This window comes from Ramlibacter sp., from assembly GCF_036676645.1.
Taxonomy (GTDB): domain Bacteria; phylum Pseudomonadota; class Gammaproteobacteria; order Burkholderiales; family Burkholderiaceae_C; genus Ramlibacter.
Window position 1 is genome coordinate 194557 of sequence record NZ_JAKFCM010000104.1, and the last position, 12473, is coordinate 207029.

Here is a 12473-nt window from a genome sequence, read left to right on the forward strand (position 1 = left end):
TTGCGACTGGATTGTTAAGAGGGTAAGCTGGAGGGTATTTTGCCAATCGCGCAGTCGAAAAACTGCTTTGTTGTCAGGTACTTAGGCGCCCGATACTGCTGCCTCCTGCTCCGCCAGTCACAAGGGCTTGATGCTACGAATACGAGAGCGTCAAGCCCTTTTCCCTTTCCAGAACGCCAGCTGAAGAAACGGAGCGCAGAGGCCCGCTTGGGCATCCACGCGCTCAGAGGCCCTTCGCGGTGAAGCGCCAGCCCCACGCGCGGTGATCAAGGTCCTGGTTCCACCTGTCCGAGCGTCGCGCCTGCCGCCTCGTGGGGCTCTCCCGCCACAGACATTGCCACCCGCCGGAGAGGAAAGCGAGATGGCGCCAAACTCGTCGAGGTCCCCAATGCACGCCGGCGATCTGGAGGCCCACGAGTTCGCCAGCGTGAACCACAAGCGGGCGCGGCGCCGGTCGCGTTGGCTAATGCCGGCGCGGGATGCGTCGAACCTGCCGCGCCGCATCGCAGGCGTTCGGGGTCTGCCTTGCGGATTGAATCCCAGCGGCTAACGAAGTGGGGCGCCCTGCGCGACAGTGCTTCCGGAGCCTCCGACCAGCTCGACCTGCCGCCGTTGGCATGCACCAAGCAGACAGGTACGTCAGCCCAACCGCAACGGCCGGGTGCTCCTGAATAGCAGGCCGCAAGCGCTACTTGTGCTCGTGCCAGGCAGCTGGCGCGAATTCCAGACTCGCCCGCTCTCATCTAGCGCAACTGGGTGTGAAGTCGTCAGTACTAAGGCGAGTGCACTGGTGAAAACACCTATCCCTAATATCGAAATGAACGTTGCGAAAAATCAAAACAACATCAGAATAGATGGCATGACAACTGGGACGACTGGGAAGACCATGGAAGACGTTGGCCGCGCAGACCGAGTGGAGCACCGGCGTGGCCGTCCGCCGACGAGAGTCGATCGGGAGGAGGGAGTCGCAGTCGGCTCGCTTTCGCGCGGCCTGCAGATCCTCGACGTCTTGACGCAAGCGCCCGGGTGGCTTGCCTTGTCCGACATCGTCGCGGAGACCGGGCTCGATGCCAGTACGGCGCATCGACTCCTGCAAAGCCTCGTCGAAAGCGGCCATGCGGTCCGGGATGACGCGCTGAAGCGCTACTTGCCGGGCCCCCGCGCGCTTTCGCCTCTGTCGCTGTTCCACCCGGTGACGCAGTTGCGCCGGGAGGCCGTACCGGTACTCGAGTTCCTGAAGTCGCAGATCGGAGAGACGTGCGCGTTCGTGCTCTTCCTTGGCCACGAGCGAATGGTGGTGGATTTCGTCCGCGGCAGTCATCCCTTGTCCGCGTACTACGACACCTGGCTGAAGAGCCCGCTCCACGGCTCGGCCTCCGGCAAGTTGCTGCTCGCCTGGATGGGGGACGCCGAAAGGGCCGAGTTGCTGGGCCCAGGGCCTTATCCGGCGCATACCCCGAGAACGATCACCTCTCCCGAAGTCCTCGCGGCTGATCTGGCCGTGGTCCGGCAGCAGGGTTTTGCGGTAGCGCGAGAGGACGCTTACGAGAGCCTCGTCGCTCTAGGTGTCCCGCTGGCATTCCAGCGCGACGCCCGCCCCATAGGTTGCTTGGTCGTTTCGGCCGCCAGCAACTCCCTGCCCCCGCAGGCCGAGCAAAGAATCGCGGAGCAACTGCGCGCCGCGACCACCCTGCTGATCAACGGCGCCCCGACGATGCAGGTGTTTCGGCAATGGGTTGTCCGAACGACCCGTCGCTCCGGCTCGGTCCCCGCCTGATCAAGGCTCCAACGAGGAAGCAAGCAATGACACGCAATGCCATCCAGTGGCTCAACCCGCCACGACTGCCCGAGGATCACTACGTCGATTCGACGGTGTACACCGACCGGCAGGTGTTCGAGGAGGAGCGCGAAAGAATCTTCGCGCGTACGTGGAAGTTCGTCTGTCACGAGAGCGAATTGCCGGATCCCGGCAACTTCCGGTCCGTGGAACACGTCGGCATTCCTCTGGTCGTGGTACGAGGGCCGGACGGGACGGTGCGTACCTTCTTCAACTCCTGCTCCCATCGAGGCGCCAAGCTGGTGACCGAGCCGCGCGGAACGTCGAAGAACTTCACCTGCTTCTTCCACCTCTGGTCATACGACACGCAGGGGCGGTGCATCGAGATTACCCGCGAGGAGGGTTACGAGCAGTGCGGCCTGAAGAAGGACGATTGCGGTCTGCGCAGCGTGCGAACCGCAGTCAGGCTCGGGATGGTGTTCATCAACCTGGACGATGACGCCGAGGACTTCGACAGCTACGTCGGCAACTCGCTGGAGGACCTCCTGGAGCCCATGGGCGCCCAGCCGATGGAAGTCTTCCACTACCACCGCGTCCTGATGAGAGCCAACTGGAAGCAGTGGCACGAGACCAACATGGAGCTCTACCACGAGTGGGGCCACGTGGTGAACCGCACGACGAGCGTGGCGGTGCCCGGTTACCACGATCGCAAGTGGAAGATCCACCCCAACGGCCATGGCTCGCTCGAGCCGCTGAAGGTGCAGTACGGCAACTACAAGGGCTGGGATCAACGGGACAACCTCACGCTGGCGGGCCTTGCGCCGGGCGAATTCCGGGTCGTCGACCTCTTCCCCAACACGACAGTGATCGTGCGTGCGACGACGATCCGCATCGACACGAGCATTCCGATCGCCCCCGGCCTGACGCTGCTCGAACAGCGTGGACTGGGGATCAAGGGCGAATCGGCCCAGGACCGCTCCCATCGCCAGCAGCACCACAACCAGTTCTGGGGCCCGTTCGGCCGCAACTTGGCCGAGGACGTCCTGTTCGTCGAGGCGGTCGAGGCCGCCAATCGCCAAGGTGCCTCCCGCTTCGGAATCATCGCCAGGCACGAGCAATTGATGTCGCAGGACGACGAGATCATGCGGGCGTACTACAGGACCTGGGGAGCGCACATGGGCCGCCGGGCCTCCGACCCGCTGGGTATCAGGCAGCAACAAGCAGGGGCGATTGCGCGACGCGCCTGAGAAGCGAGACGAAAAATGAGCAACGAAGCAATCGCAAGACTGATCTATGGCGCCGCGCTCAAGCTCGACGCCGAGGATTTCAAGGGGTTCCTGCGCCAATGCGGTGAAGAGTTCAAGTACTCGATTCGGGCCTACAGCCCTGAACTCGGCCAGGAGATGGTCTGGCTGGAGCACGGCCGAAAGGGGATGCAGGACCTCTTCGCGATGCTGGCCCAGCACGTCCGCATCAAGGGGCGGTTCAAGCGGCACGTGAGCGTGTACTCCGTGGACGCGGCGAGCGAAGGGCGAGCCCGTGCCCACTCCAGCGTCTTGCTCGTGTACACCGACCTCGAGGGCAGTTCCAGGCTCTTCGCTGCCGGGCACTACGAGGACGTGATCGAAACCTCGGGCGACTCGCCCCGATTGCTCGAGCGCGTGGTCCGCCTGGAAACGCGCGACCTGGGGCCAGGCCTGCACGTGCCCGTCTAGCGACGCATTTCCCCATTTCGACCAGAACAAATCCCGCGCATGCATGCGGGAGGTCTTGTCATCACTCTGGCAATTCATAGGAGACAACGATGCGCCACAACCAGAGCCTCTCCCGCGCGGACCAGGTCAACATCGCCCGACGCTACGGCCTCAAGGCCGCCCTGTTCGCCACGGCTGCCGGGGTGACCGGAGGCATCGTGCCGGGCCTTTCGGACTTCGTGGTCAAGGAAGTGCGCGCCCAGGAAAAAGCCAAGTACCGGTTGCGCTTCGGCGCAAGCGTCATGACGCCGACCAACGAGCCGCTCGTGCGGTCTGGACTCTATGACTTCGTGAGGCTCGTCGAAGAGAGATCGGGCGGCGAGGTGGCCATCCAGGTCATCGACAAGTCCCAGGGCTGCGCCGAGACCACTTGCGGGGAGCGCGTGGCCAACAATGTCTTCCACATCGGCTCTTCGTCGCCCCAGAACCTGGGCGCCGTGATGCCCTACTCGATCGCACTCGACTGGCCCTTCCTGTGGGACGACCGTACCGAGTACATCAACTTTCTTTTCAGCAAGGATTCGAATCGCCTTTACCGCGACGTGATGCGCAAGGCCTACAACATCGTACCGCTGTATGGGAGCGGCGAGATGCGGGACGTGATGATGGGCCTGAAGTACAGCGACAAGCCGGCCATCGTCAGCCCAGCCGGCCTGCAGGGCGCCAAGATCCGCATCACCAACAGCGAAATGATCTCGGGGTTCGCCCAAAGCATGAAGATGAATCCCATCCCGCTCGCGTGGACCGAGCTGCTGGAAGGGCTGAAGTCCGGTGTGGTCGATGCGGCCGAGACATGGCCTGGCGCAGCCGTCGGGTTCGGCATGCAAAGTGTCCTTTCTCAGGATATCGGTCTCAAGTTCTCCCCCGGTTTCTCGCTGATCTTCATTTCTGCCCGCACCTACGACAAGTTTCCGGACAAGATCAAGACGGTATTCATGGAGGCTGCGCACGAGGCCATGCGCATCACGTACGACGGCGTGGGCCAGACGCAGGACAAGCTCGTGGGTAACGGGCCGAATCCGGCCGCCGACTCCGCTTACACCAGGAGCAACATCAAGTACAACCGCCTCACGCAGGCGCAGCGTGACGAGTTCCGCGCCATCGGGAGCGTCGACAGGAATCCCCAGATCTACGACGCCACGCGCAAGAAGCTGGACCAGATTGCCGGCTTTGATGTCTATGGCGCAATGAAGGAAGCGGCTGCCAGGTTCGCAGGCAAGCCCCTGCAGCCGGCCAAGTGGTGGGCGTGATGGAGATGTCTCACACGGCTGCCGCCGACGTCGCCCCGACGCCATCGGCGAGCGGCTTTGCCGCATCGATGGCGCTGGTTGATCGCATGCTCGGACGCGCGGAAAACGGCGTCATCCTGATCAGCTATTTCGCGCTGATCCTCGTCGTCGGCGTCGAGACGCTGCGTCGCGCCGTCACGGGTGTTCAGGAAGTATGGGGGCCAGAAGTCGCGCTATATGCATTCGTCTGGTTGTCCTGGTTTTCAATGGCGAAACACGGCCGATACGGAACGCATCTCGCCTTCTCCGAGTTGCGACAACGGTTGCCCATGAATTGGCAGCAGGCACTCGAACTGATCGATTGCGCGCTGTGGCTGGCGGTGGGTGTGATCATCATCGTCACGTCCTGGGGCGTCGTCGAAAACCAGATCAAGATGGGGCAGACGGTTTTCGGGACCCGGATTCCGCTCGCAGCGGCCAGTCTGGCCGTTCCCGTGGGGTGGGCCTTTTCGATGGTGCGCATTCTTCAGCGCGCGGCCATGGTGATGCTGGCCTGGAACCAGCTCAAGACGGAACGCAGCGGCGGCTTCCTCAACCTGTAAGGGAGAAACCTCATGGCTTTGACCTTCATCTCGCTCGCGGCGGTGCTGATGTTCGTGCTGGGGACCCCCATCGTGCTGCTGATTGCGTTGTGGGTGGCCGCGACGTCGTACTGGGTGATCGACTTCCCTTTGACCAACATGGGTCTATCGGCCCTGGACTCGCTCAAGAGCTTCGCCTTCCTGGCGGTGCCACTGTTCATCTGCACGGGTGATTTCCTGACGGCGGGTGGCTTGTCGCAGCGGCTCATCGGACTTGCGAAGAGTCTGGTGGCATTCCTGCCAGGGCGCACCGCTGCCACCGCGGTGCTCGCGAGCGGCATGTTTGCCGCGGTGAGCGGCTCCAATGCCGCCACGGCGGCAACCATGGGGCAACTCGTCGGACCGGAAATGAAGAAGGCCGGGGTGCCCGATGGCCTCGCGGGCGCGATCGTGGCGTCCGGGGGGACGCTCGGGGTGGTCATTCCGCCGAGCACGATCTTCATCATCTATGGCATCACCATGGGTGTTTCGCCGGTCGATCTCAACCTGGGCGGCCTGCTCCCGGGGCTGCTGATGATGTCGTTCATGATGGCGTTCTGTATCTGGCTCACACGCCGGAACGAACCTGCCGACCGCTTCGAGCCGTTCACGTTGCTGCGGAACATCGGCCGGGAAGCCGCCGGCGCCACGCTCGGACTGATTGCGGTTGCACTGCTCTTCTTCGGGCTCTATCTGGGCTGGTTCAGCTCGACCGAGGCTGCAGGCGTTGCCACCATCTACTGCTTGCTCGTGGGCCTGTTCGTGACCCGCAGGATCGGCTGGCGGAAGATCCCCACGGTACTGCAGGCGAGTGCGGCCGTGACCGGAATCATTGCGCCGATGGTGGCGTTCTCGCTCCAGTTCCAGCAGATTCTTTCCGTCCTCGAGATCCAGAGTGCCGTGCAGGATTTCCTGTCCGGCCTCGCGGCGACCCACGGACCGTCGATGACGATCGTGGCCATGATGGGAATCATCCTCGTGGTCGGTTGCATCACCGAGTCGGTCGCCGTCGTCCTGATCCTGGCGCCCATTCTCGGGCCCGTCGCCGTGGGGTTGGGTGTCGACCCGGTGCACTGGGGTGTTGCATTTGTCATCGGCACGTCCATCGGATTCATCACGCCGCCTTATGGACTGAACCTGTTCGTCACATCGGCCGTGATGGGCGTTCCCTATGCGCAGCTCGTCAAGCGCATTGCAATCTTCCTTGTGCCGCTGCTGATCGCCTGGGCCATCGTCGTTGCCGCTCCCGACTTGACGCTTTCCTTCCTTCCCAGCCGCTGAAGCCGGCCATCACACAGGGATCCCATATGAACCAATCCATTCCGCCTATCCCCGTTGCCATTCTCGGTTCCGGAAACATCGGCACTGACCTGTTGTACAAGATCCGCCGCAACCCGATGTTCGATCTTCGCCTGCTCGCAGGCATCGACCCGGCGTCCGAAGGACTGGCACGCGCCCGCGAGCTCGGCTGCCCTACCTCGACCGACGGTGCCGAGGCCATCCTCGAGGAAAAGGGCTTGCAGATCGTTTTCGAGGCGACCTCGGCGCGTGCCCATATCGCCAATGCGCCGCGCTTCAAGAAGGCCGGCATCTTCGCAATCGACCTCACGCCGGCCAAGGTGGGGCCCAGCGTAGTTCCTTGCGTCAACGGCGACAGTAGCTTCGACGCTGGAAACGTGAATCTCATTTCCTGCGCGGCGCAGGCGACGATTCCCATCGTGCACGGCGTCAGCCGGGTCGCCAACGTGAAGTACGCGGAGATCGTGGCTACTGTCTCCAGTCGCAGCATTGGCCCGGGCACCCGTCAGAACATCGAGGAATTCACCCTCACCACCCAGAAGGCGCTCGCCGAGGTTGGCGGCGCCGGGCGCGGCAAGGCACTGGTTGTCGTGAACCCTGCCGATCCACCGCTCATGATGCGCAACACCGTCTACACGATGGTCGATGGCGAGGTTGACGAGCAGCTGGTGAAGCACTCGGTCCTGGAGATGGTCAAGGCCGTTCAGCGCTATGTGCCCGGCTACCGGCTGACGGTCGAGCCTTTCAATCGTGGGGACCACTTCATGATCGGCGTCGAGGTCGAAGGCGCGGGTGACTTCCTGCCTCCCTACGCCGGCAACCTGGACATCATCAACGCAGCGGCCGTCGCCGTCGCGGAGCGCTACGCAGCCACGCTGAATTGAGGAGGACACCATGGCCGCCATCACTTTCGTCGACGTCACGCTGCGCGACGGCAACCACACCTATCGGCACCAGTTCACGCCCGAAATCGTCTCGGCGACGGCTGCGGCGCTCGATCGGGCCGGAGTCGACATCATTGAAGTGGGCCACGGCGATGGTCTGGGGGGCAGCAGCCTGCACGTGGGCCGCGCCGCCGCCAGCGACCAGGCCCTGCTGCAAGCGGCCTGCCGGGCGGTCCGCAATGCCAAGGTCGCCATCCTTGCCCTGCCGGGCTTCGGACTGTTCGGCGACCTCGAGATGGCGGCCGACGCGGGTGTGAAGGTGGCGCGCATCGCCACCCACTGCACCGAAGCCGACATCACGGAGCAACACCTGCGCCGAGCCAAGGAACTGGGCATGTTCACCGTCGGCTATCTTGTCTCCGCGGGAATGGCTACTCCCGAGCAGCTCGCGGAGGAGGCAGCCAAGCTCGAGTCCTATGGCGCCGATTACGTCAATCTCGCCGAATCGCAAGGCCACCTCGTACCCTCCGAAGTGGCTGCGCGAGTTCGGGCGGTGCACAAGGCGGTGAAGATCCCGATCGGATTCCATCCGCACAACAACCTGGGCCTGGCGATCGGCAACATCCTCGCGGCGGTGGAGGAGGGCGCAAGTTTCATCGACGGGAGCCTCAAGGGATTCGGCGGCGGTGCGGGCAATGCACAGACGGAAGTGGCCATCACCGCGCTCAAGCGGGCGGGCCATCAGGTGAACGCCGACCTCTTCGGCATCATGGATGCGGCGGACGTGTTCAGCCGCCAGGTCGCGCCGCAGCCCATGCCCGTGATCGACAACGATTCGATTTTGATGGGGTACGCCAACGTGTACGGGGGCTACATCCATCCGGTCAGGCACGCAGCCGAACAGTACGGCTGCGATCCGCGCGAACTGGTGTTGCGTCTGGGCGAGCGGAAGGTCGTCGCGGCGCAAGAAGACGTGGTGATCGAGGAAGCGCAGCGACTCGCTCAGGCAATGCGCAAGGCTGCCTGAGCCGCGGATTGCGATGATGGACGCGCTGGTCGAAATCCGTGGCGCCCGGGGAACGCAGTCGTTCCGCTGCGCACGTGGCGAACGCCTGCTGTACGCAGGTCTGCGTGCCGGGGCCAACCTGGCCTACGGCTGTGCAACGGGCACCTGCGGGAACTGCAAGGCCACCCTTCTGGCGGGCTCGGTCGAGCCCGCCTGGAACGATGCGCCGGGCCGCCGTGCACTGCGCAAGCCCGGCGAGATCCTGCTGTGCCAGTCCACGCCGCACAGCGACTGTGTCCTCGAGGCACGTGATGGGAGCTGCAACCATCCGCGCGAGCTCGCACAGTCCTATCAAGGGCACGTGTCCTCGGTGGACCGTGATGAAGATGGGCTCGCCTGGGTCGTGCTGAAACTGCAACGCCCCATGCGCTTCCATGCAGGCCAGTTCGTGCTGGTGGCGGCGCCCGGGGTGCAGGGCTTTCGAGCCTATTCGCCGGCTCATGATGGCGCAGACGTATCCAGACTCGCCCTCGTGGTGCGCGAGAAGGAGGGCGGCGGCATGTCGCCGCTGCTCTGCTCCGGGCGCGGGATGGGGATGCCGGTGACGGTTTTCGGGCCTTTGGGGACCGCCCACGTGCACCCGGCGGAGGATCGGGATATTGCAGTCCTGGCAGGCGGCTCGGGCGCAGGCGTGGCGCTTTCGCTTCTTGACTGGGCGACTGCCAGCGGGCACCTGGCGCGCAATCGCATGGACATCGTCTGCGGTCTGCGCACCCTCGGCTCGAGGCAGGTGATCGGGCGATTGGAGGCGGCTGCCGAGGCTGCTCCCGGCAGGGTCCGCATCGTCGTGGCTCTTTCGGAGCCATCCGGGCCGGAGCCGAACGAGCAGCCGGGGCTGCGCTTCGAACAGGGGTTGGCGCACGTTGTCGCCTCCCGGGCCCTGCCCGTCGATGAATGGAAGAGGCGGGCGGTGTTCGTCGCGGGGCCGGCACCGATGGTCGAGGCCAGCTTGCGCATGCTGATGCTCACGGCAAAGCTGAGCCCCACCAAGATCCGCTACGACAGTTTTTCCTGAGCGCAGAGACATGGACGTACGAAACGAACAAGAGAGCTGGCAGATGGCCTGCCATGCGGAAGACTTCGAAGGAGAGGAGTTCCTCGAGTGCCGCGTGGACGGCCAGGACATCCTCCTGGTGCGCACCCCTGAGGGCATTGTCGCGTGCCCCGCACTCTGCCCCCACATGGAGGAGCGCCTGGCCCACGGGATGGTGGACGGCAACGTCCTCACCTGCACCAAACACCTGTGGCAGTGGGATCTCTGCACCGGCGACCCGATCGGCCTGGCTGAGGAGCGCCTCAAGGTCGCCCCGGTTCGCCTGGAGGGCGGCAAGCTCCTGGTGAACATGGAGCGACTGAGGCACGGCGGAACCACGTGCTGCTGACGCGCGGTCGCCCCCGGCTTCAGCCAGTCGGGGCGGGCGGTCCTGCCTCCATCCAGAGCCTGTACAGCTGGTGGGTGGCTTGCATCACCCTCGTCATCGCTTCGATCAGTTTCGGTGCCGTGACCAGCATCCCGGTCCTGCTCAAGCCACTGGCCAGCGACTGGCAAGCAGGCGCCAGCACCATCGCGCTGGTCCATACCTCGGCGATGGTCGGTGCGGGCGTGGGCAGCCTGCTGCTCGGCCGCCTGCTGGACCGGTTCGGGTTTTTCGGGATTTCGCTGCTGGCTGCGGCAGCGACCGGTGGCGGCCTGGTTCTCGCGGCTTCGGCCAGCAACCTGCTGACGCTGCACTTTGCCTACGGGGTCCTGGTGGGCGGTATTGGGCAGGGGGCGTTCTTCAGTCCCCTCGCGGCGGCGGTCAGCCAGTGGTTCGACCGGCACCGCGCGCTGGCCATCGCGCTTGCCGCCTGCGGCCAGAGCGTCGGCGGGCTCGCGCTGCCACCCGTGCTGAGATGGAGTGCCGAGGCGTACGGCTGGCGCCAGACGATCGAAAGCTACGGCATCGCGGCCGGCCTGGTCCTGTGCGCCTGCGCCTTCGCATTCCGGCGTGCGCCGCCCCGGCTGTCGGCTCCGGGCCCGGCGCACGGGGCGACGGCGAACAGGACTCTCGACCGCAAGGGGTTCGCACTCCTGGGATCGAGCATGGCCTTGTCCAATCTTGCGGCATTCATCGCCATCGGCCACCTCACGGCATTCGGTGAGGAAAAGGGATTCGCGCCCGCCGCTGCTGCGGCCTTCGTGTCGGTGATGCTCGGCGCCACCCTGCTGCTGCGCCTGTCGATCGGGCCGTTGACGATTCGCTTCGGACATTTCCGGACGCTGGTCGCCGTTTCGCTCGTGCATCTCGCGGGCGTCGTGCTCCTTGCTCTTGCAGACAGCCAGGCGTCGATCATTCTTTCGGTGCTGCTGATCGGTATCGGCTTCGGAGGTTATGTCCCTGCCTACGCCGTGCTGGTGCGGGAACTGTTTCCTGCCGCTCAGGCCGGAAGGCGCCTTGCGGAGATCTATTTCTTCGCGTTCCTTGCCGCGGGCGGGGGCAGCTGGGTGGGTGGCATCACCCGGGACGCCAGCGGAAGCTACGCACTGCCGTTCGCCGTGGCGGCAGTCTGCGCGGCTACCGGAGTCCTGCTTCTGCTGTCCCTGTCAGGTCGATTCCGCCAAGCCTGAAAAGACCGGGCCGCGCGCGGCACTCCGCTTCTGAAAACTTCCATGTCCATGCAGGCAAGAGTTTTGACCGTTGCCCGATTCAGTGAAAAGTGGGCCGGCACCGCGTCGGTTTTCCCCGGGGCACTGATCTGCGTTGTGGTTGCAATGGCTGCAACGTTCCTGGCGCAGCAGTTCGGCGGCCCCCAGTTGCTGTACGCGCTCCTCATAGGGCTCTCGCTTCACTTCCTGGTCGATCAGTCCAGGATCGTGCCTGGCATCGACTTTTGCTCCCGGACCCTGCTGCGACTGGGCGTCGCGCTGTTGGGCATGCGGATCACCGTATCGCAGGTCCTGGGACTGGGGTTCGAGACGGCGCTGATCATGGGCGTCGCAGTCGGAGCAACGATCCTGCTCGGGCTGGCCCTCGCTCGCGTTCTGGGCGTTGCGCCTTCGCAGGGCGTCCTGTCTGGCGGGGCGGTCGCGATCTGCGGCGCCTCGGCCGCACTGGCGATCTCGTCCGTGCTTCCTCCCACCCGGGAAAACGAACGATTCACATTGCTGACCATCGTCGGCGTCACCGTCCTGTCGACTTTCGCCATGGTGGTCTATCCATTTGCGCTCGGCTTTCTGCAACTGAGCGAAAAAGCTTCCGGCATCGTGCTCGGCGGAACGATCCACGACGTCGCGCAAGTCGTCGCGGCGGGGATGCTGATCGGGCCTGAGGCTGGCGAGGTGGCCACCGTGGTGAAACTGTTCCGTGTCGTGCTGCTGATGCCAGTTGCCCTGCTGGTCGCCATGGCATTCCGGGGGCCGGCGCAGCCGACAAGGAGACCCCTGGCTATTCCGCTGATTCCAGGTTTCCTGGTGGCTTTCGTCGTCTTGATGCTCCTGGGCAGCGCCCACGTCTTTCCTGCGTCGTTGACTGCGCTGGCCGGAGACGCCTCTAAGGCGCTTCTGGTCGTGGCCATTGCCGCTGCCGGAATCAAGACGGCCTTCGTCGATCTCCTCAAACTTGGATGGAAGCCCGTGCTGATGCTGGCATCGGAGACGATGTTCATTGCGGTCATCGTCCTGGCCGCGGTCCTGCTGCTAAAGGCCGGCTGAAACCGCAGCCTATCCGGGAGAGTGCCTGGCGGGGATTGGAGCCGGCACCGCACATTGGTGCTGCAATCTCCCAATGCCGCTCGTGATACACGCAGTGCCGCTTTCTCCTCCAGAAGTGCGGGTATGGGAGATCGAGCCGGTCGAAACCTCGCC

The 12473-nt window shown here is 64.4% G+C and carries 12 protein-coding genes; all 12 read left to right on the forward strand.

From position 1 onward, the window contains the following. Positions 1–817: 817 nt before the first annotated feature. The gene (locus tag V6M57_RS16160) at positions 818–1777 is read left to right on the forward strand and encodes an IclR family transcriptional regulator (protein ID WP_332816022.1); all 960 of its coding nucleotides are present in this window, start codon (positions 818–820) and stop codon (positions 1775–1777) included. 26 nt (positions 1778–1803) lie between these two features. After that, positions 1804–3024 carry an aromatic ring-hydroxylating oxygenase subunit alpha gene (locus V6M57_RS16165; RefSeq protein WP_332816023.1) on the forward strand — a complete coding sequence of 407 codons (1221 nt, stop codon included), beginning with the start codon at positions 1804–1806 and terminating at the stop codon, positions 3022–3024. Between the two features lie 15 nt (positions 3025–3039). Beyond that, a complete protein-coding gene (locus tag V6M57_RS16170) occupies positions 3040–3492 on the forward strand; it encodes a hydroxylase (RefSeq protein ID WP_332816024.1) in 453 nt (150 codons plus the stop codon). Between the two features lie 89 nt (positions 3493–3581). Beyond that, positions 3582–4781, forward strand: coding sequence for a TRAP transporter substrate-binding protein (locus V6M57_RS16175; protein WP_332816025.1), 1200 nt, complete (start codon positions 3582–3584; stop codon positions 4779–4781). After that, the gene (locus V6M57_RS16180) at positions 4781–5362 is read left to right on the forward strand and encodes a TRAP transporter small permease (protein WP_332816026.1); all 582 of its coding nucleotides are present in this window, start codon (positions 4781–4783) and stop codon (positions 5360–5362) included. The genes V6M57_RS16175 and V6M57_RS16180 overlap by 1 nt, the downstream gene beginning before the upstream one ends. Before the next feature lie 12 nt (positions 5363–5374). Next, positions 5375–6661, forward strand: a complete 1287-nt coding sequence (locus V6M57_RS16185; protein WP_332816027.1) for a TRAP transporter large permease — start codon at positions 5375–5377, stop codon at positions 6659–6661. Between the two features lie 26 nt (positions 6662–6687). Further along, positions 6688–7563 (forward strand): acetaldehyde dehydrogenase (acetylating), encoded by an 876-nt coding sequence (locus tag V6M57_RS16190; RefSeq protein WP_332816028.1) that lies wholly within the window; start codon positions 6688–6690, stop codon positions 7561–7563. Between the two features lie 10 nt (positions 7564–7573). Then, the gene (dmpG, locus tag V6M57_RS16195) at positions 7574–8590 is read left to right on the forward strand and encodes a 4-hydroxy-2-oxovalerate aldolase (protein ID WP_332816029.1); all 1017 of its coding nucleotides are present in this window, start codon (positions 7574–7576) and stop codon (positions 8588–8590) included. A gap of 16 nt (positions 8591–8606) precedes the next feature. Then, entirely contained in the window at positions 8607–9644 is a 1038-nt protein-coding gene (locus V6M57_RS16200) for a 2Fe-2S iron-sulfur cluster-binding protein (protein WP_332816030.1), read from the forward strand. Between the two features lie 10 nt (positions 9645–9654). Further along, entirely contained in the window at positions 9655–10011 is a 357-nt protein-coding gene (locus V6M57_RS16205; RefSeq protein WP_332816031.1) for a Rieske 2Fe-2S domain-containing protein, read from the forward strand. Beyond that, complete coding sequence (locus V6M57_RS16210; RefSeq protein ID WP_332816032.1) at positions 10002–11237, forward strand: MFS transporter; 1236 nt, start codon at positions 10002–10004, stop codon at positions 11235–11237. The genes V6M57_RS16205 and V6M57_RS16210 overlap by 10 nt, the downstream gene beginning before the upstream one ends. Positions 11238–11279: 42 nt before the next feature. Then, positions 11280–12320 carry a YeiH family protein gene (locus V6M57_RS16215; RefSeq protein ID WP_332816033.1) on the forward strand — a complete coding sequence of 347 codons (1041 nt, stop codon included), beginning with the start codon at positions 11280–11282 and terminating at the stop codon, positions 12318–12320. Positions 12321–12473 lie beyond the last annotated feature (153 nt).

What these genes read in the sequence shown, in the direction of transcription:
- V6M57_RS16160 (WP_332816022.1), top strand. Translation starts at nt 818, where the DNA reads ATGAACGTTGCGAAAAATCAAAACAACATCAGAATAGATGGCATGACA.
- V6M57_RS16165 (WP_332816023.1), top strand. Translation starts at nt 1,804, where the DNA reads ATGACACGCAATGCCATCCAGTGGCTCAACCCGCCACGACTGCCCGAG.
- V6M57_RS16170 (WP_332816024.1), top strand. Translation starts at nt 3,040, where the DNA reads ATGAGCAACGAAGCAATCGCAAGACTGATCTATGGCGCCGCGCTCAAG.
- V6M57_RS16175 (WP_332816025.1), top strand. Translation starts at nt 3,582, where the DNA reads ATGCGCCACAACCAGAGCCTCTCCCGCGCGGACCAGGTCAACATCGCC.
- V6M57_RS16180 (WP_332816026.1), top strand. Translation starts at nt 4,781, where the DNA reads ATGGAGATGTCTCACACGGCTGCCGCCGACGTCGCCCCGACGCCATCG.
- V6M57_RS16185 (WP_332816027.1), top strand. Translation starts at nt 5,375, where the DNA reads ATGGCTTTGACCTTCATCTCGCTCGCGGCGGTGCTGATGTTCGTGCTG.
- V6M57_RS16190 (WP_332816028.1), top strand. Translation starts at nt 6,688, where the DNA reads ATGAACCAATCCATTCCGCCTATCCCCGTTGCCATTCTCGGTTCCGGA.
- dmpG (WP_332816029.1), top strand. Translation starts at nt 7,574, where the DNA reads ATGGCCGCCATCACTTTCGTCGACGTCACGCTGCGCGACGGCAACCAC.
- V6M57_RS16200 (WP_332816030.1), top strand. Translation starts at nt 8,607, where the DNA reads ATGGACGCGCTGGTCGAAATCCGTGGCGCCCGGGGAACGCAGTCGTTC.
- V6M57_RS16205 (WP_332816031.1), top strand. Translation starts at nt 9,655, where the DNA reads ATGGACGTACGAAACGAACAAGAGAGCTGGCAGATGGCCTGCCATGCG.
- V6M57_RS16215 (WP_332816033.1), top strand. Translation starts at nt 11,280, where the DNA reads ATGTCCATGCAGGCAAGAGTTTTGACCGTTGCCCGATTCAGTGAAAAG.